This window comes from Rhodanobacter sp. Col0626 (assembly GCF_049994385.1).
Lineage (GTDB): Bacteria > Pseudomonadota > Gammaproteobacteria > Xanthomonadales > Rhodanobacteraceae > Rhodanobacter.
The window spans coordinates 2801408-2820625 of sequence record NZ_CP188260.1 but is presented as its reverse complement, the minus strand read 5'-3'; the positions used below and the strand labels follow the sequence as shown (position 1 = coordinate 2820625).

Annotated in this window: 13 protein-coding genes and 1 pseudogene; 5 read left to right on the top strand and 9 right to left on the bottom strand. The window is 60.7% G+C overall.

Annotated features, from left to right (window positions below):
- Positions 1 to 11: 11 nt before the first annotated feature.
- From ACPPVV_RS12200 to ACPPVV_RS12190, 3 genes are all read right to left on the bottom strand, one after another.
- Positions 12 to 281 (bottom strand): acyl carrier protein, encoded by a 270-nt coding sequence (locus tag ACPPVV_RS12200; RefSeq protein ID WP_426700160.1) that lies wholly within the window; start codon positions 279 to 281, stop codon positions 12 to 14.
- A 309-nt stretch (positions 282 to 590) separates the two neighbouring features.
- Entirely contained in the window at positions 591 to 1694 is a 1104-nt protein-coding gene (locus tag ACPPVV_RS12195) for a Glu/Leu/Phe/Val dehydrogenase dimerization domain-containing protein (RefSeq protein WP_426700159.1), read from the bottom strand.
- A gap of 205 nt (positions 1695 to 1899) precedes the next feature.
- Positions 1900 to 2226, bottom strand: coding sequence for a YXWGXW repeat-containing protein (locus tag ACPPVV_RS12190; protein ID WP_426700158.1), 327 nt, complete (start codon positions 2224 to 2226; stop codon positions 1900 to 1902).
- 143 nt (positions 2227 to 2369) lie between these two features.
- On the opposite strand from ACPPVV_RS12190, the gene ACPPVV_RS12185 reads away from it, so the two are divergent.
- The 4 genes from ACPPVV_RS12185 to ACPPVV_RS12170 all read left to right on the top strand — a co-directional run bounded on the left by ACPPVV_RS12185 (position 2370) and on the right by ACPPVV_RS12170 (position 10332).
- Positions 2370 to 2972 carry a TetR/AcrR family transcriptional regulator gene (locus ACPPVV_RS12185; protein ID WP_426700157.1) on the top strand — a complete coding sequence of 201 codons (603 nt, stop codon included), beginning with the start codon at positions 2370 to 2372 and terminating at the stop codon, positions 2970 to 2972.
- Between the two features lie 9 nt (positions 2973 to 2981).
- Positions 2982 to 3914 (top strand): alpha/beta hydrolase, encoded by a 933-nt coding sequence (locus tag ACPPVV_RS12180; protein ID WP_426700156.1) that lies wholly within the window; start codon positions 2982 to 2984, stop codon positions 3912 to 3914.
- 207 nt (positions 3915 to 4121) lie between these two features.
- On the top strand, positions 4122 to 7664 hold the full coding sequence (locus tag ACPPVV_RS12175) for a methylmalonyl-CoA mutase family protein (protein WP_426700155.1): 3543 nt from the start codon (positions 4122 to 4124) through the stop codon (positions 7662 to 7664).
- Between the two features lie 163 nt (positions 7665 to 7827).
- Entirely contained in the window at positions 7828 to 10332 is a 2505-nt protein-coding gene (locus tag ACPPVV_RS12170) for an RNA-binding domain-containing protein (RefSeq protein WP_426700154.1), read from the top strand.
- Between the two features lie 39 nt (positions 10333 to 10371).
- Here ACPPVV_RS12170 and ACPPVV_RS12165 read toward each other — a convergent pair.
- A pseudogene (locus ACPPVV_RS12165) lies at positions 10372 to 10707 on the bottom strand (IS3 family transposase); the annotation flags it as partial.
- A gap of 151 nt (positions 10708 to 10858) precedes the next feature.
- Positions 10859 to 11524 (bottom strand): hypothetical protein, encoded by a 666-nt coding sequence (locus ACPPVV_RS12160; protein ID WP_426700153.1) that lies wholly within the window; start codon positions 11522 to 11524, stop codon positions 10859 to 10861.
- A 448-nt stretch (positions 11525 to 11972) separates the two neighbouring features.
- Here ACPPVV_RS12160 and ACPPVV_RS12155 point away from each other — a divergent pair, with 448 nt between their 5' ends.
- Positions 11973 to 12671 (top strand): transposase, encoded by a 699-nt coding sequence (locus ACPPVV_RS12155; RefSeq protein WP_426700152.1) that lies wholly within the window; start codon positions 11973 to 11975, stop codon positions 12669 to 12671.
- Between the two features lie 6 nt (positions 12672 to 12677).
- Here the strand turns inward: ACPPVV_RS12155 and ACPPVV_RS12150 are convergent, their stop codons facing one another.
- The 4 genes from ACPPVV_RS12150 to ACPPVV_RS12135 form a co-directional block, all read right to left on the bottom strand.
- Positions 12678 to 13769, bottom strand: coding sequence for an alpha/beta fold hydrolase (locus ACPPVV_RS12150; RefSeq protein ID WP_426700151.1), 1092 nt, complete (start codon positions 13767 to 13769; stop codon positions 12678 to 12680).
- Positions 13770 to 14184: 415 nt separating this feature from the next.
- Entirely contained in the window at positions 14185 to 16158 is a 1974-nt protein-coding gene (locus ACPPVV_RS12145; RefSeq protein ID WP_426700150.1) for a TIR domain-containing protein, read from the bottom strand.
- A 227-nt stretch (positions 16159 to 16385) separates the two neighbouring features.
- A complete protein-coding gene (locus tag ACPPVV_RS12140; protein ID WP_426700149.1) occupies positions 16386 to 17399 on the bottom strand; it encodes a hypothetical protein in 1014 nt (337 codons plus the stop codon).
- A 218-nt stretch (positions 17400 to 17617) separates the two neighbouring features.
- Complete coding sequence (locus ACPPVV_RS12135) at positions 17618 to 19207, bottom strand: Gfo/Idh/MocA family protein (protein WP_426700148.1); 1590 nt, start codon at positions 19205 to 19207, stop codon at positions 17618 to 17620.
- Positions 19208 to 19218 lie beyond the last annotated feature (11 nt).

The window sequence follows — 19218 nt, the reverse complement described above, 5'->3', positions numbered from 1 at the left end:
GCCGGGCAACGTCAACGAGCGAGCAGGGTGTGCACGGTGGCGACCACGTCGCCAACGGTGCGCACGCTCTTGAAATCCTCGGGCTTGATGCGCATGCCGGTCATTTCCTGCACCTGGATCGCCAGATCCACGGCATCGATGCTGTCCAGTTCCAGTTCCGTGAACAGATGCGCCGAAGGAGTGACGCGCGCCGGATCGATCTCGAAGGTGTCGTGAAGCACTTCCCTGAGCCTGTCCAGAATGTTCTCGTCGCTGATCCCTGCTGCCATCATCGTGCTCATAACTCGTTCGCCTGCCCGTTCCATGCATATGCTTGGGGGCGCCTGCACCGGGCCCGATGGCACCGAAACCGGCAACCCCTGTGTTTTTCGAAACCGAGGGTTTCGACCTTGCCGACCGGGCTGAGCCGGTCTTCCCGCGAAGCGGGCCCCTGGTGACCTTGCCCTTTCAGGGCAATGGCTTATCTACGAATAATCGTGCGGAAGTGTAGCAGAATCAATGCCCGCGTCCGCCATGCCCGGTGTTCCGGCAACACAAACGAACGAGCCGCCAGAGACCCTCCTGGCGGCTCGTTGCGTGCGGCGCTTTGCTTACTGGCCGCGCATGCGACCCTGGAAGCGGGTGCCGCCATTGCCCATGTGGGCCAGTTTGATCTTGCCGATGGCGTTGATGCGCTCCTCGGCGAGGCGGTCGGCGGCCTTGTAGGTCGGGATACCCTCGTTCTTGCTGATCTCGAAGATGCGGCCCAGGTTGTAATAGATCGTGCGCATCATGCGCATCGCGCGCTCGCGGTTGTAACCGTCGATCTCCAGCGACACGTTCATCACGCCGCCGGCGTTGACCGCGTAGTCTGGCGCATACAGCACGCCGCGACGCTGCAGCTCGTCGCCGATCTCGTCGGTGGCCAGCTGGTTGTTGGCCGGGCCGCAGATGATCTTGGCCTTGATGCGATCGATGGTCTGCTCGTTGACGGTGCCACCCAGCGCGCACGGCGAGTACACGTCGGCGTCGACGTCGTAGATCTCGTCCAGGCCCACCGCTTCGCAACCCAGCTCATCCACGCAGCGCTGCACCGCTTCCTTGTTGATGTCGGTGACGAACACCTTGGCGCCCTGTTCGCGCAGCAGCTTGATGTACTCGCCGCCGACGTGGCCGCAACCCTGCACGGCGTAGCTGTACTTGCCCACGTCCTCGTTGCCGTGCTTGAACTGCAGCGCGGCCATCAGGCCCTGCAGGGTGCCGTAGGCGGTGAACGGCGACGGGTCGCCCGAGCCGCCGTGCACCTGGTGCACGCCGGTGACGTACTCGGTTTCGCGGAACACGTATTCCATGTCGTTGACGTCGATGCCGACGTCTTCGGCGGTGATGTAGCGGCCGTTCAACGAGTTGACGAAGCGACCGAACGCGCGGAACAGCGCCTCGGACTTGTCCTTGCTCGGATCGCCAATGATCACCGCCTTGCCGCCGCCCAGGTTCAGGCCGGCCACCGCGTTCTTGAACGTCATGCCGCGCGACAGGCGCAGCACGTCGTTCACCGCTTCCTGCTCGGTCTTGTACGGCCACATGCGCAGACCGCCGAGCGCAGGGCCCAGCACCGTGTTGTGGATCGCGATGATGGCCTTCAGGCCGGCGTCCTTGTTGTGGCAGAAGACGACTTCTTCGTGACCCGTGTTGGCGATGGTTTCAAAGATCATTGGAACGGTGACTCCATGATTTACGGTGCCGATGGGCATCGACAGATGGGCGGCGGAGGGGACAGCGGGAATCCGCCAGAGGGTGATGAAAACGCCTGAAACTCATCGCCCCGACCGAAGCCGGGGCGATGAACCAAAGCGTCAAGTTTAATACGTCATTGGGCGGGTTGCTGACGCGGCGCAACAAGCCACGGGCGTATGGAGGTCAGTGGCGCCAGTAGCCGTCATGAAAACGCCAGCCGCGCCGCCCGTGTACCCAGCGCGCCGGCGCGTAACGGTAGCCGGGGCGCGCCTGGACCCAATGCCCGCCGGCCCAGAGGTGGCGATGCCCGTCCCAGCGCCAGTAACCCGGCGCCCATGCATATCCGCGACGCGGTGGTGGCACGCGCTCGAAGCGCGGCGGCGGCGGGCCGACGCGCACGCCAACGCCCACCGAAACCTGGGCTGCGGCGGGCGGCGCGTAAGTCACGCCAGCGAAGGTCAGGCCGAGTCCGGCCAACAGGGCCAGCTTGAGCGGCAGCGCGTTCTTCATGGTGGTCTCCCTCAGAGCCGCAACAGGCGGCAGGCAGAACAGAAAACGGGACGCACGGAAAACTGTTGACGCCGCCGGGGTCGCTTGTTCAGGTTCGGGCCATGCGCTTGAAATAAAACGAACGATCGTGCTATTTTTGATTTATGACTACGGCGACCCAACCCAGCAAACGTGCCTCGACCCGTGAAACGATCCTCGAACACGCCTACGCACTGGCCCGCAACGAAGGCCTCGAAGGCTTGTCGATCGGCACTCTGGCAATCGACGTCGGCATGTCCAAGAGCGGCGTATTCGCCCATTTCGGTTCCCGCGAGGAATTGCAGCTGGCCGTGCTCGACAGCGGCCGCCAACGCTTCATGACCAAGGTGCTGATACCGGCGCTGGCACACCCGCGCGGCCTGCCGCGCCTGCGCGCGATCGTGGCGAACTGGTTCGAGTGGAGCCGCGAGCACCAGAGCGGTTGCGTGCTGCTGTCCGCCGCCAGCGAGTACGACGGCCGCGACGGCGCGCTGCACGACGGCGTGGTGCATCAGCAGGCCGGTTGGCGTGGCGAGCTGCAGAAGGCGGTTGGCCAGGCCGTACAGGAAGGTCATCTGGGAGCGCGCATCGACGCCGCCCAGCTTGCCTTCGAAATCTACGCGTTGATGCTCGGCCTGCACCACGACGGCGGGCTGTTCGGATTCGACGAGGCAAGCCGCCGCACCACGGCGGCCTTCGAGCGCCTGTGGCACAGCTGGCAATCCTGAGGAAACCCGATGTCCTCCAAATCCCCCACCATCATGAGTCGTCCCGGTTTCGCCGCCCGTTTCAAGCTCGGCAGCGTGCGTGCCGGTTTCGCGCTGGGCGGCCGGCTGGCACCCAAGCGCACGGTGAACCGTGCCGCACGGCTGTTCGCCACGCCGTTTGCCAGCAGCCGCAGCCGCGCACAGGCGGTGCAAGGCGATGCCGACATGCAGCGCGGCGAACTGCAGGTCAACCGCGAAACCATCGCCACCTACGTGTGGGGCGATCCGTCGACGCAGCCGTATGCGCTGCTGGCGCATGGCTGGTCCAGCTTCGGCCTGCGCTTCCTGCCATGGGTGGCGAAATTGCGCGAGCTGGGGTTTGCGGTGGTCACGTTTGACCAGCCCGGCCACGGCCACAGCAGCGGCAAGCTGTGTACGCTGCCGGAATTCGTCACCACGATCCGCGCGATCGGCCAGCACTACGGTGACGCCGCGCTGGCGATCGGCCATTCGTTGGGCGGAGCCGCGGTGACGCTGGCGCAGGATGAAAGCTGGCGTGCGCGCAAACTGATCCTGGTCGCGCCCGCCGCCGACATGGCTGCCGCCGCCGGCCGCTTCTTCCGCTTCGTGCACCTGGGCGAACACCTGCGCCAGCCGTTCTACGCATGGTTGCTGCGCCGTACCGGTGTGAGCGTCGAGCAGTTGCAGGTGCATCGCCATCTTCCCGCGCTGGGCCAGCCCGCCTTGATCGTGCACGATCTCGACGATACGGACGTGCCTTGGGGCGAGGGCGAGCGCTACGCCCAGTACTGGCCCGGCGCGCGCCTGTTCACCACGCAGGGCCTGGGGCATCGCCGCGTGCTCGACGCGCCTGAAGTGATCGAGGCCGCGCTGGCCTTCGTGCGCGGTGAAGAAGTCGGCACGCGCGTGATAGGAAGCCCGAACCTGGCGCTGTGCTTATGAAACCAGCGAATACACACGACCGGTCCCTGTAGGAGCGACTTCAGTCGCGATGCTTTTGACCGTGAAAACCCGACAGATGACAAGGCATCGCGACTGAAGTCGCTCCTACAAGAGGTGCGCCGTACGCCGAAGTACGCAGCCGGTACCGCGTGCCTGCCGTCGATCCACTAGAATCGAGGGGTTCAAGCACACGATGTCGGAGTTGCCATGAGTTCCCCCGCCAAGCACGTCCCCGCCGGCGCCACACAGGCCGAAACCACCCCGCTGCGTTTTGTCACCGCGGCCAGCCTGTTCGATGGCCACGATGCGGCGATCAACATCATGCGCCGCATCATCCAGTCGCAGGGCGCGGAGGTGATCCACCTCGGCCACAACCGCTCGGTCGAAGACGTGGTGCGCGCCGCGCTGCAGGAAGACGCCGACGCCATCGCGCTGTCGTCCTACCAGGGCGGCCACGTCGAGTACTTCAAGTACATGGTCGACATGCTGCGCGAGCGTGGCGCCGGCCATATCCGCGTGTTCGGCGGCGGCGGCGGCACCATCACGCCGGAAGAGATCCGCGAGCTGCAGGCCTACGGCGTCGAGCGCATCTACCACCCGAACGACGGCATGAAGCTCGGCCTCACCGAGATGATCGAGGACGTGATGCATCGCGCCGGCAGCGCCGCGACGAAGCGCGCCGAGTCTGAAACCACAGCTGTGCCCAAGGTCGATATCGACGACGAGATCTCGATCGGCCACATGCTCTCGGCGATCGAGGAAGGCAAGCTCAGCGACACCGAACTCGAGCACCAGCGCAAGCAGTGGAAGCTCGCCGGCAAGCACACGCCCGTGCTCGGCCTTACCGGCACCGGCGGCGCCGGCAAGTCGAGCGTGGTGGACGAACTGCTGCTGCGCTTCCTCCATGCATTCCCCCACATGCGCATCGCCGTGCTCGCGGTCGACCCAACCCGCCGCCGTTCCGGTGGTGCGTTGCTGGGCGATCGCATCCGCATGAACTCCCTGCGCAGCCATCGCGTCTACATGCGCTCGATGGCCACCCGCCGCCAGCACGCCGCCACCAGCATCGTGCTACACGACTGCATCGATTTCCTGAAGAGCCAGCCGTACGACCTGGTCATCGTCGAAACCGCCGGCATCGGCCAGAGCGATTCGGAGATCGTCGACCTGGTCGACTTCCCGGTCTACGTGATGACCAGCGAATACGGCGCCGCCAGCCAGTTGGAGAAGATCGACATGATCGACTTCGCCGAGCTCGTGGTGCTCAACAAGTTCGACAAACGCGGCGCCGAGGATGCGCTGCGCGACGTGCGCAAGCAGTGGAAACGCAACCGCACCGCGTTCTCGCTGAAAGACGAAGACGTGCCGGTGTACCCCACCATCGCCAGCCAGTTCAACGATCCGGGCGTGACCTGGATGTTCACCAACCTGTGCCGCCTGATGCGCGACAAGCTCAAGCTGCCGGCCGAGTCGTGGTCGCCTCAACTCGACACCACGCTGAAGTCGCCGCGTGCCACCGTGCTGATTCCCGGCGCCCGCGTGCGCTACCTCGCTGAGATCGCCGAGCAGGGCCGCAGCATCAACAGCGGCATCGCGCATCAGGCCGAATACGCCAGCAAGGCGCAGCATTACTACGAGGCGCTGAAGGAGCTCGGCGACGACAAGCTGCCGCGCCCGCTGGAGCTGTACCGCAACGCCGATTTGCACCTCACCGTCCCTGTGGGAGCGACTTCAGTCGCGACCGGGCAGGGCGAAAGCGTCGCGGCTGAAGCCGCTCCCACAGAAAAGCATGTGGTCGACCGCAGCCTGCTCCTCCTCCGCCAACGCTACAACGCCGCCCTGAAAGAACTCACCCACGAAGCCATCCAGCAGCTGCGCGAGTGGCCGGCGCTGTACAACTCCGTCACCGCCGACGTCAACGAATACAAGGTGCGCGACAAGGTCATCCGCGTCGACAACTACCGCGACTCGCTGAGCCATCAGAAGATCCCGAAAGTCGCCCCGCCGAAGTCGAAGGACTGGGGCGAGCTGGTCAGCTTCCTCGGCCGCGAGAACCTGCCGGGCCATTACCCGTACACCGGCGGTGTGTATCCGTATCGCCGTAGCGGCGAGGATCCCACCCGCATGTTTGCCGGCGAAGGCACGCCCGAGCGCACCAATCGTCGCTTCCATTACCTCAGCCAGGGCGGCGCCGCCACGCGCCTGTCCACCGCGTTCGATTCCGTCACCCTGTACGGCGAAGACCCCGCGCCGCGCCCGGACATCTACGGCAAGATCGGCAACTCCGGCGTCAACATCGCCACACTCGATGACATGAAGAAGCTGTACTCCGGCTTCGACTTGAGCGCGCCCAGCACCTCCGTCTCCATGACCATCAACGGCCCCGCGCCGATGATCCTGGCGATGTTCATGAACACCGCGATCGACCAGAACGTCGAGAAGTACCTGCGCGCCGACGACGCGCGCTGGGCCGCCGCCGAAAAGAAGATCGCCGCGCTCTACAACGACAAGCCACGCCCGCAATACCTCGGCGGCCTGCCCAAGGGCAACGAAGGCCTCGGCCTGGGCCTGCTCGGCGTCTCCGGCGACGAGCTGGTGGATGCCGAAACCTACGCGCGCATCAAGACCGAAACCCTGCAGGCGGTGCGCGGCACCGTGCAGGCCGACATCTTCAAGGAAGACCAGGCGCAGAACACCTGCATCTTCTCGACCGAATTCGCGCTGCGCATGATGGGCGACATACAGCAGTACTTCGTCGACCACAAGGTGCGCAACTTCTACTCGGTAAGCATCTCCGGTTATCACATCGCCGAAGCCGGCGCCAACCCGATCAGCCAGCTTGCCTTCACCCTCAGCAACGGCTTCACCATCGTCGAGTACTACCTCGCGCGCGGCATGAGCGTGGACGACTTCGCGCCCAACCTGTCGTTCTTCTTCTCCAACGGCATGGACCCGGAGTACACCGTCATCGGCCGTGTCGCCCGTCGCATCTGGGCGCGCGCCATGCGCGAGCGCTATGGCGCAAGCAGCAGAAGCCAGATGATGAAGTACCACATCCAGACTTCAGGCCGCTCGCTGCACGCGCAGGAAATCCAGTTCAACGACATCCGCACCACCTTGCAGGCGATGTACGCGCTGTTCGACAACTGCAACTCGCTGCACACCAACGCCTACGACGAAGCCATCACCACGCCCACCGAGGAAAGCGTGCGCCGCGCGGTGGCGATCCAGATGATCATCAACAAGGAGCTCGGCCTCAACTTCAACGAGAACCCGTGGCAGGGCAGCTACGTGGTCGACACGCTGACCGACCTGGTCGAGGAAGCGGTGTACAAGGAGTTCGAGGCGATCAGCGAGCGGGGCGGGGTGCTGGGGGCGATGGACACGATGTACCAGCGCGGCAAGATCCAGGACGAGTCGATGTATTACGAGCACAAGAAGCACGATGGCTCGTTGCCGTTGATTGGCGTCAACACTTTCCTTCCGAAGGATCATGGTGGGGAGATTGCTACCGAGATCGAGTTGATCCGGTCTACCCCTGAAGAGAAGGGGGCGCAGATTGCCAATGTGAAGACGTATGGGGAGGCGCGGAACTCACTGGTGCCGGAGAGCTTGCGTACACTGCAGAACACGGCGCGGGAGCGGAAGAATGTGTTTGAGCAGTTGATGGAGGCAGTTAAGTACAACTCGTTGGGGCAGATTAGTCATGCGTTGTACGAGGTGGGGGGGGAGTATCGGAGGAATATGTAGTCCGATTCGTTGTCAACTCGAGGACAGGCGCGTATGGCTGATGCAGGATGGTTAGGCCTCGCAGTGAGCGCACCGTCATACGCCACGTGCTAACGAAGTAGGGTTTTGGAAAATCGCTCTGAGACTGCTCGTTATGAATTAGAAAAAGTAAGGGGGAATTTTAATGGAATGGATAGTTTCGGCCGCTCGTGCCGTGGAGAAAGGTCGCCTGCCAGATGAAATTCTGGCCAAATTCTCTGAAGGCGATTTTTGTGCCACCGAGTCCTTTTGTCTTGATTTCAAAAGAGATGGGTATTCGGACGATGCTGAATCGATGGCGGAAGCAGTCAAAGATATTGCTTCCTTCTACAATACATATGGGGGATTCATCGTATTCGGGATTGCTGAAGTCGAGAAAGACGTTCGATACCATGTGTCCGGTATTAGCGGCACCCCTTTTAATATGCAGTTGCTTCGTGGAAAGGTCGAATCTTGGCTGACCTGTGAAATATTTTTCACATACGAAGAATATGAAATATCAGACTCGATAAAGATAGGTGTTATTTGCATACCTAAGAGAAAACTCAGCGATCCAAATCGATTCAAAAGGAGAGGGCCTGAGATAAGCAAAGGCAAGTACGCCTTTGATGCGGGAAATGTTGCAGTTAGGCAGGGTGACAAAAGTACGCTAGCAACCGAGATGGTTGATTGGCAACTTGTACTCAGTGATCGAACGCTCGATAAAGTGGCTGGAGAGCTTGGGCGCCTCGTACTCGAAAAGCGGTCAGGCGCTCGCCTAGACCACAATCTTCCCAGCAGAGATGTAATCTGTACGAAGTTTGTAGGGCGTACAGATGTGCTCACCGAACTATGGGCGTGGCTCAACGACCAATTCCAATACGCTAAAGTCATAGCGGGTGAGGGTGGGAAAGGAAAGACATCCGTTGGGTACGAATTCGCCACACAAGTAGCCTACATGGCTCCGCTGAGTATCGAGAGAATTGTTTGGTTGACGGCCAAGAAACGCCAATTCTCGGGATTTGAAAATCTCTGGAGAACGATGCCAGAAACTCATTTCAACTGTTTTCGAACCATGCTCGTAGCTATAGGTAGAAATGTTGGGTATCTAGACGGCGAGTTGAGTGAGGCATCGGATGCTGAATTGAGTCAAATGGTTCGTAGCGGGGTTTCCACGTATGCCACGCTATTCGTCTTGGACGATGTTGATTCTCTTGAGCCGAATGATCAAAGGCGTGCCTTAGAATTTGCACAGCAAGCAGGTTCAGACGGTGTGCGGTTCCTTTTGACGACGCGCTCGAATGCCTCGTACTCTTCAAGTGCAGCGATTACCCTTAAAGGCTTGGAAGGAGATGAGTATGCCGATCTGGTCGAAATTTTAGCTACTAGATACAGCGTTACGCTGCCAAAAAATGGTGTTGATTTGTTGGCCGAGGCTACAAAAGGCTCGCCGCTACTTACAGATTCAATTCTCAGAGTGGTGCGGCGAGGCAATAATCTGCGTCGGGCTATTGACGATTGGAAGGGGCATTCGGGTGACGACGCGCGCAATGCTGTCCTAGGGCGGGAAATTGAACACCTTTCTCGTCCAGCGATGCGAGTATTGTTGTGCTTGGCTTTCATGGGTGAGTGTTCCAAATCAGAACTTATGAGTGCAAGTGGACTCTTAGAGATCGGCTTAGAGGATGCGCTTGATGAGTTGCAGTCCCTATTCATCGTCAATGCGCCAAAGATCATTCAATCTGAACCACGATTTGATGTTGGTGTCTCGACCGCGCTTTTGGTTATTTCCAAACGAAACGAGCTCGCCGGAGACCATGTTGCATTAGAAAGAAAGATTCGAGAGGCGAGATCAAAGGTTAAGGCTAGGACGTCACAGGATCACAACAAGGATGTTGCGATCGCTATTTCGCAGGCTCTGGCGCTAAGAAATCGTGACATCTCCGCAGCGCGTCAGACGATTGATGCGGCTCTAAAGACGCAGAAGAATCATCCTGATTTACTACTATTCAAGGCTCGGATGATATGTGAAACGGATCCAGCCGGAATTGGTGAAGCTCGAAAACTCTTTGCTCAAGCGTATCAGAAGGGGGCTCGGAAACATGTTCTATTCGATCTCTGGTATCAGTGCGAGCGAGATGCTTCATTTGGCCCAGGGGTCATTGAGGTTGCGCTCAACGCTTTGAAGGAGTTTCCGGGTGAGGATGTGTTGTGGGGTGAAAGGAAGGCTGAAGGTTACGTAATCAACGGCATAAATCGATCGAAGAACAGGGAGTTTGATCAGGCCTATGACGAATTGTCTGCGGCCGCTAAGGAGCTCTTTCTTGCTAAGGGTAAAGCTTCTGCTTCAAAAGAAGCATATCTATTGGACTTACTTCACGGGCTTCATGACTTGCTACTTTCGACCATGCCTAGCACGACAAATACATATCGTGCAGATGCGGTCTCGCTGATACGAGAGCTTACTGATCGCGGTGACTACCGTTTTGAGGTACTTGATGCGTTGACAAGTGCTTTGCTTCAACGAGCTAGTGAAATTGAAAGGAAGGTAGTATCTGGGGAATCGCAGAAGATACGGTTTGAGAATAATAGAAACTACGTTTTGGATATTTTGAGAAACGCGGGTGCTCGTGCTTCTGACTTGTTTCGCCAAGTATCGGACATCTCGTAACCGACCAAAAAAACGGGGTCAGGTTGGAGTTACCAGGATTTAGTGGACACCTGATCGGCGGCTTCGATGTGCCGCTTCGAACTCAATCGGACTGATGCCACCGAGATGACTGTGGCGACGTGTCGGATTGTAGAAGCCATCGATGTACTCGGACACGTCCAGAGTCGCAGTCTCTCGGTCAGCGTAGATGCGCTTCTTGATGCGTTCCTTTTTCAGACTGCCGAAGAAGGACTCTGCTACGGCATTGTCCCAGCAGTTTGCGCGCCTACTCATGCTCGGCTCGAGGTGATTGGCCTTGCAGAACCGCCGCCAAGCGTCGCTTCCATACTGAGCTCCTTGATCCGAGTGGATCAAGGTCTTGCGGGGCCGCTGCCAAAACGGGGTCAGGTTCACTTACAACTGTTTGAATTGTCGCGGGGTGGACGATGTGCTGGCCTGACACCGGAAAAGGTGTCAGGGACAATTTTCAGGTGTCTGTCATAGCTAGTTAATTGTCCCTAACACCATTGTTGCAACGAGATCATATTCAGTCACTCGGTGTTTCGAGATCGCCTGTCTCAAGCGCTTTCCTCAAGAGAGCGCCGTAAAGCTCCAGCCGGAATCGCTGGCTGAGCATCAGCATGCACAGCCAGTAGAAAAACATGAGTCCAGCGAACAGGGCGATCTGCATCCAGCTGGGATGCGGCGGCCAGTGCATATCCTTGAACTGGACCACCAGGGCGACGAGGACTGGCAGAGCGCCGAGCTTCTCGACGCCGCCAGTCAACAACGGCAGCTTGCTACGAAAGCGTTCGGCCCGGTGACTGGCGAACGAGTTCATCGCGTCGAGACGCTCCCGTGGGAACGAGCGTAGCCAGGAGATCAGGTCGTCGTGGTGCGGCATGTCGAAGTCTAGGGTTTCGGCGTACTCCAGGCGTTGATTGGCGAAGCCAAGCTTGAGGCTTGGCAACTGGGCGGTGACCACGACGATCAATCCGCCGATTTCGATGGCCAGCAGCGCCAGCATCACGAACACCGCCCACGGTGCATGGGACGAAATCCTCCCGAGGAGCAGCGCCGATATGCCCGAAACAGCAATAAGCGCATTACCGAGCTGCACACGGCGGGTAGGCATAATTTGATAGGACGGGTGTTCAGGCATCGCTTCGATGCGCTCGTCCAGCGAGGCGAACGTGAGTGCGGACGCTTCCATGTCGATTCCCCTGTGGTTGGCTTCTGCGACTTAGCGTGCCACATGCCTGCCGGGGAAGCCGATATGAAGCGAATCGGTGCTCTACTCGATGTCTGTGGCGAAAACGGGACGGGGGAAGTTAAATCGCCTGTTCCTCGGATTCATCACTCCTGGGTCACCCCTGAAAAAGGTGTCAGGGACAATTTCCGACGAAATGAGAAAAGGTGTCAGGGACAATTTCTGACGGCGGAATGGGTGTGGGATGAGGGTGAGGTACGGCTTGCGCTGATGGTTGAGGACACAACAAAGGGGTCAGGTTCATTTAATCCTGAGTCTTGGACGCTTTCGCCGGTTTTCCACGGAAAAAGGTGTCAGGGACAATTTCAGACGGCGGAATGGGTGTGGGATGAGGGTTGGGTACGGCTTGCGCTGATGGTTGAGGACAGGGCGGTGAGCGATCCTGAGGGATATGGCCCGACTTCCGCGTTTCGAACTGCCCGGCGTTCCGCAGCATGTGGTGCAGCGGGGTAACAATCGTCTGCCGTGTTTTCTGGACGGCGAGGATCGCCAGCGCTACCTGCAATGCCTGCGGCAGGCGCTGTTGCGCTTTGACTGCAAACTGCATGCGTATGTGCTCATGAGCAACCACGTGCACCTGCTGCTGACGCCTGTCGAGGCGGGTTCGGTGTCGCGGCTGATGCATACTTTTGCGCGCAACTACGTGGGCTCGTTCAACGGGCGGCATGGACGGACGGGGACGCTGTGGGAAGGGCGCTACAAGGCTTGTCTGGTGGATTCAGGGAGCTACTTCCTGGCCTGCAGCCGCTATATCGAGCTCAATCCGGTTCGCGCCTGGATGGTGGCTCAACCGGGTGATTATTCCTGGTCGAGCTATGGCGCCAACGCTGACGGCCGCGCGGATTCGCTGTTGACCGCTCATGCCGAATATCTTGCACTGGGTGCTGACCCGGCCATTCGTGCCGAGGCGTACCGGACCTTGTTTGCTGAGGCGCTCCCAGACGCGCTTGTCAGCGAGATCCGTGGCTATCTGCAACAGCAAAAGGCACTGGGGACGGATCGTTTCCGCGCGTGGGTTGAATCCAGAACCGGTCGATTTGCTGCCGCGCGACCCGTAGGGCGGCCAACGCAACCTTCAAATTGTCCCTGACACCTTTTACCTTTTCATCCGCAGGGCCTGCTCGACCGCCGTAACCACCGCTTCTGGCTGATCAATCTGGATGTCGTGCGAGGTATCCGGGACGTGCACCAGCGTGCCGCGTGAGGACGTGGCGACGATCTGCGCCTGCGTGTAGGCGCGAGCTTCTTCCAGCCCCTTGCGGTCGCGCGGCAGGGCGTCGGCATAGGTGTTGGCGGCGGACAGCACGATCAGAGGCGTCGAGCCGTGCGTCTCCTGCGCTGACACCGGCGGCTTGAAAACTGCGGGATTGGTTTGCAGCACCGACAGCACGGTGTGCCAGTACGCAGGCTTCGACATCAAGGCCAGGTTCACCGCGTTGAGCCTGGCGCTGGCGTGCGGATCGGGCTCGCCGAGACATTGGCTCAGGTCCTTGTCGGCGGATGGCAACTTGTGCTCTTCGGCGGCAGCCTCACACTGGTGCAGAAAGGCGAACCGTTGCACCGAGAGGGTGTCCTCGTCTTTCTGCCAGCCGGGGGCAAACCGGCCGATGTCCTGCGCGGGCGGATCGAGCAGGACCATCGCACTCACGTCCGCCGGATAGCGGCTCGCGTATTGGCGAACGATGCTGCTGCCCAGCGAATGGCCCACCATCACCAGCGGGGTCGCAAGGCCGGCACGCTGGATCAGCGCGTGCAGATCTGACACGTCGGCGTCGAGATTCCGCGGCAACGGCCCCTCGCTGCTGAAGCCGAAGCCGGCCCGGTCGTATGCGCAGACGCGCGCGTGGGCGGCCAGCAGCGGCTGCACCTTGAACCACGTGGAGGAATCGGCGAGCGCGCCGGCCTCCAGCAGGACGGTCTGCGGCCCGCTTCCCATGCAGCGCAGGTTGAGCTGGCGGCCATGGCCGAGGTCGATCAGCTTCGCCGCTTGCGCATAGCTGTCCGGCATGCGCTGCGGCGTGGCGGTGTGGCTGGCTTCGGTGGCCGTGGCCTGGCCGAACGTCACGGCCAGCAGCAGGGCGCCGCCCACTTTCAGATGCATCCTGTTCAAGATGGGTCTCCCGTCGATGGCCCGGACAGGGCGTCGGGCAGGCTCCTTCATCGACTTGAGGCGGCGCAGGAAGTTCAAAAACGGGGTCCGGTTCACTTACAGCCGTTTGAATTGTGATGGTCGCGCTGTGGTCGATGCGCGGGTCTGACGCCAGCGAAGCGCTTGGTCTTGGCCTCGACCATTGCGCGGAAGTCATCTCGGCCCAAGGCCCGCTGTTGTTGCAGGTAGGTTCCAAAACGGGGTCAGGTTCACTTACAACTGTTTGAATTGTCGCGGGGTGGACGATGTGCTGGCCTGACGTTAGCGAAGCGTTTGGTCTTGATTTCGACCATCGCGCGGAAGTCATCCTGGCCAAGGGCTCGTTGTTGTTGAAGGTAGGTTCGGATGGCTTTCAGGTCGCCGTCGGAGAGGGTTTCCGTCCCGGTTTCCCACGGGTCCCGGTTTCCGAAACATTCAAATTGTCCCTGACACCTTTTTGGGAATGCTTACGGTGTCAAATCATCCGGCAGAACGGTGGCGGGTCCTTTTCGTCACAGACGTCGGGCTTGGTGTGAGTCGTTGTCCAATATCTGAACAGTCCTAATTGCGTGGCTACCGCCGGGAAGCCCGGATCGGCCAATGTTCCGCGCATGCTCCGATCCCAGAAGAGCGATGGCCCCGGATATTCCTGCGTCGTCGCTATCCGGGTCGCGATCTGGAGAGCTTCGTGGTTCGCGCCGAGCTCTGCGAGCAGCCTCGCGACCGCTTCGGTCTGCTGGTCTTCGGTCAGCGCAAGCAGGGCCTGGACTGCTTGCGCCTTGGCGTCGGAATTCTGCGACGCCCGTGCGCGATATCCTTTCAGCAAGGCCGCGCGTAGTTCTGCGGAAAACGACACGTTCGGGTCGAGCAACAGGTTGATGTCACCCATCTCGGTTGCCTTGTACGACGCAAGGTGTTTCGCGAAGTCGGCATTCGGAGCGAGATCGATCGCCGCATCGAAATAGGGTTTCGCCTCGTCGAGCTTTCCTGCGATGACGAGCACTTGTGCCAGAGTCAAAGGCGTATACACATACAGAGCCAGCATGTCGTCGGCCTGGTGCAATTGTTCGATGGCTTCGGCCGTACGACCGACATTCGCCAGCATCCATCCATATTGATGGTGCTCGCATCCGCAATCGAGCCGACGGGCAGCGACGGCGCGTTTCAAGAGCTTTTCCCGAGCGATCCAGTCGCGCCGATCGACCAGCATGGATTTGATATACAGGGCCTCGCTGTTCCCGCTGTCGATAGCGACCGCGCGGTCCGCCGCTTCACGTCCACTCGCGCGTGCCTCGTCGGCAATTCGATTGTTGTCAGCACTCATTGCCACTTTCCAGTACGCACCGGCGACCGCCGCCCAACCCCAGGAAAAGTCCGGAACGGCAGCGACGACCCGTTGCGCGGGAATCAGGGCTTTGCGGCCTTCCCGCAAATTGGGGTCCCAGTGTCCCTGGCAAAATTGCATGTAGTCCCTGAGGACTGTGTCAGGCAGCGGCTTGTCATAGGTGGACGCTCCGAACAGTCCGCAACGGACCACATTGCCGCTGTCGACGGCGATGTGGCGTGGAATCCTTGAAACTTCATTCCCGGCATAGTCGAAAGTGTTGGACCACAAGGTTGCGCCGGAGCGCTCGTTGGTCATGCGAGTGATGACACGGATCGTGTCTCCGACTCGCTGGATCGTTCCGGCCAGTGCGTAGGCGGGCGCTGCGCCCGGCGCCGGGGCTGATGCAGTCGAAACGCCGACGGCGCCGTCGGCGTTGAATGCCGCGGTGATCTCCGAATCCACCGTATCGCGAAGGGTTGCAGGCAAGTCAGTGGACAGGAGTTGGAATCCCGCCAGACGAACCGTCATGCTGTGAGCTGCGGTTTGGTGAGGCCGCAGTGCCCACCAGGCTCCGCCCGCCACAACCAGTGAGAGCAGGCCGGCGGCTGCGATCGCCATCCCGCGGCCCGACAAGGAAGCCATCCGTCGGGAGGCAGCTACGGAAGCCACGGGAGCTAGTGCCACCGAGCCTGACATCTGTCCGATCCGGTCAACCAGTGTGCCGATCGACTTGTCCCAGCCTTCAACTGCGTTGATCCACTGACGCGTGGACAATTCGTAGGCGAACGCATCGCTCGGCTCGACGTCCTTGAGGCGGAGCGCGATAACCGGCACGTGGTAGCGGCTGGCGAGTGAGAGTTCCTTCTTGATCTCATCGCTGGTGTTGGCTGCGTCCGAGAAGACGAGGACCAGTGCGCGCGCGGTGCGAAGCGATTGCACGATCGCCTCCTGGTAGTTCGCGCCGGGCGGCACATCACGCATGGAAATCCAGCACTGAATTCCACGGCGTTCGATCGCGTTGCAGACCTTCAACGCCTCAGCACGATCGTCGGTCGCATAGCTGATGAACACCGGCGGCGCTGCCCGATCTTCGATCCCGGTTGCCAACCTTCGCTTGTTCACCGTGCCTCCCGGACCGGTAAAGGCAAAGTCTATGGCGGTTTGGTGGCTAATAGAAGAGACAGGAGCGGGGAAGTGGCAGCGTCCGATCCAAAGCGGAGCGGGACAACCTGAGATGGCCCGGGTTTGACGGGCTCCTTTGAGTCACGCCCCATCATCCGATGGGGCGTGATCAAGCCCTCCAGCTCAAGGCGTGAATGACGCCAACGCAGTGGAGCGGCGTTGAACCTTCAATGGTTGTCATCGTCCTCATGCAAGACGGCGACGCCATTGGTGGCGAGGTTGTTGATGGTGGCAAGGCCATGCAGGGTGAAGTCACCGTCGCCGTCGACCTTGAAAATCGATACGTGCGAAACCGTGCCATTGGCGTCGATCACGGCTGCCACATCGTCGCGATAGGCGATATCGGTCGGATCACCATTGAACGTGGCAACCACGGCTGCGTCCTGGATGATCTTCTTCCCGTACACCGCATAACGGGAAACCGAACGGCTCGGCGAGTTCGCGGAGAACAGGAACGGGCCATCAAGAGTCACCCAGCACGGCGCGGACTGGGTGCCCGAGCCGGTGATGGTTACGATGGCATCGTTTCGAACCAGGCTGATTTCGTTGGCATGGGCGATGGTCACATAGGCGTCGTCGCCACGCGTCGCCAGGCCGAAGGGCGCATTCACGTTAGCGGGAATATTCGCCGCCAGCCTGGTGCGGCCGGTGATCCTGCCAAACCTGTCCAGGTTCACGGTTTCGATGGCATTGCTCTTTTCGCTGATGACCAGTTCACCACGCAGTTTTCCCACCTGGGCGGCGGAACCGTCGCCGATCACCAGGGCCGCGTGGCCGTCGGCAATCGGGCTCACGCCGTTGTTGTCGATGCGGTGGGATTCCACGTACTCGGTAGTAAGGATGTATAGGTGATCCGCGCCGAACACGACACTTACCGGGTTCGCGAGCGCCGGCACGACTTTCTCGAAGCGCAGGCCACCATGCGCGAAGTTCTTGTCGAACACGGTCACATTGCCCGATCCAAAATTGACGACAGCCAGCCGGTCATGGTTTTGCGTGATGCCGCCCGCATTACCGCTGACACCTCCCGCACCGCCGGTCGGAATCTGTCTCAGCAGTGCACCCTGCGTGTCATAGATCATGAGTTCATTGTGAGCGGTGTTTGACGCCGTCACGATGAAAGTCGGGGCGTCCCCTCTGTTCGCATTTCCCTGCGCGGCGACTGCGGTGGCGATCATCATGGGTAGTGCACTGATGCCAAAAAGTAGTTTTTTCATGGGCGTTTCCTCGACCAGGACGCAAAGGATTGACGACGCCCCCCGGAGTCGTCCCGAAGTGCTCTTTCATGGCCGAATGCATTGGCCATCTATGACTTCGCTGGTACGCGCGCAGGGTTACGTCGCATCGTCAAAAAACAGAGGTCAGAGTCTGAGGTTTCCCCGGTTTCGCGGTTTCTATCCTAGACGGCCCAACCTTCGCGATACTCGCGACGCAGGAACTGGTTGGCTGACGGCGCATTGGTGATGCGCATGTTCTCCGCGTCGTACTCGATCCTGCCGCCCGCGCGAAGGGACACGACGCCCAGCAACATGACCTCCGTCAGCCGCGCGGCGTACGCGAACGGCGACGACGCTTCCACCCGCCCCTTGCAGGCATCCACCCAGTTCATCTCGTGCGATGTCTTGATGCGCGCGTACTTTTGCGGGGGCGTGCCCACCGAATCATGCAGTGACTGCGGCAACAGGCGCGGGTTGGCGCCGTACGTTTCGTGGATCAGCTTGCCCTTGTCACCGACGTAGAGGACGCCGCCGTCCTTGCTCATCTGCCCCGCACCCAACGCCTGCAACCCGGGAGGCAGCAACGCGCCGTCATACCAAGTGAGCTTCACCGGCGGCCTGCTGCCGCGTGCCGGGAACTCGTAGTACGTCATCGTCGCCATGGGATACGACGCGTTGTTGAAGGGCGTCGAGACGGTCTCCACGGCTGTCGGAAAACCCAGGTCCAGCGACCAGAACGGAGAATCGATCAGGTGCGCCCCCATGTCGCCGATGGCACCCACGCCCCAATCCACCCACCCGCGCCAGTTGAACGGGTGATACACAGGGTGGTAGTCGACGACGGGGCCGGGGCCGAGGAAGAGATCCCATGCGAGCCCTTCCGGCTTCGGATAGTTGCCGACCATGGCATTGGCAAGCCGATCCATCACCGCTTCTTCGTTCCAGCTCGCGTCGTCCGGCCTCGGCCTGGCTTGCGGGCGTGGAATTCCCTGCGGCCAATAGGCAAGCGGACGGTTCGTCCAGACGTGGACTTCGCTCACGTTGCCGATCGCCCCGGCCGCGATGTACTCGTTGATCAGCCGGGCATCGTCGGTCGAGTGGCCCTGGTTTCCCATCTGCGTGACGATCTTGGGGTTGTCCTTGGCCTTCCTGGCGAGCGTGCGGGCCTCGTCAATCGACCAGGTGAGCGGCTTCTGCACGTATACATGCTTGCCATGGCTCATCGCCGCGCTGGCGATCACCGCATGCAGATGGTCCGGCGTCGCGATCACCACGGCGTCGATGTCCTTCTGCTGTTCGAGCATCCGGCGGTAGTCGGTATAACGCTTGATCGAATCGAATTTGCGCGAAAGCAGCCCGGTCTGCTTGATCTGGTCCTGCAGCTCCCGGCGCTCTCCGGCGGTCTGGGCCTTGTCGAGGCGCGCATGCGCTTTCCCCAGGCCGTCGAACATCCCGCGAAAGCTCTTCTCTGTGTAGTGCCAGTCCACGTCGCACAGGGCGACGATGTTCTCACCGGCCAGGGCACGGATGTTGTTCATGCCCATGCCGCCGACGCCAATGCCGGCAATGTTCAATCGGTCGCTGGGCGGCGTATGGCCAATCCCGCCCAAAACATGGCGGGGCACGATCATCAACCCGGTCGCGGCGATGGCCGTGGCCGTGCCCGCGAGGAATTCGCGGCGTGTGATCTTGCCGAACGCCGCCGTGTCGCCGGAGGCTCCCGCGGCGGCGTGGTCCTGCTTCTCTTTCCCGATTTTCGATTCTTCCGTCATGGGTTCTGCAA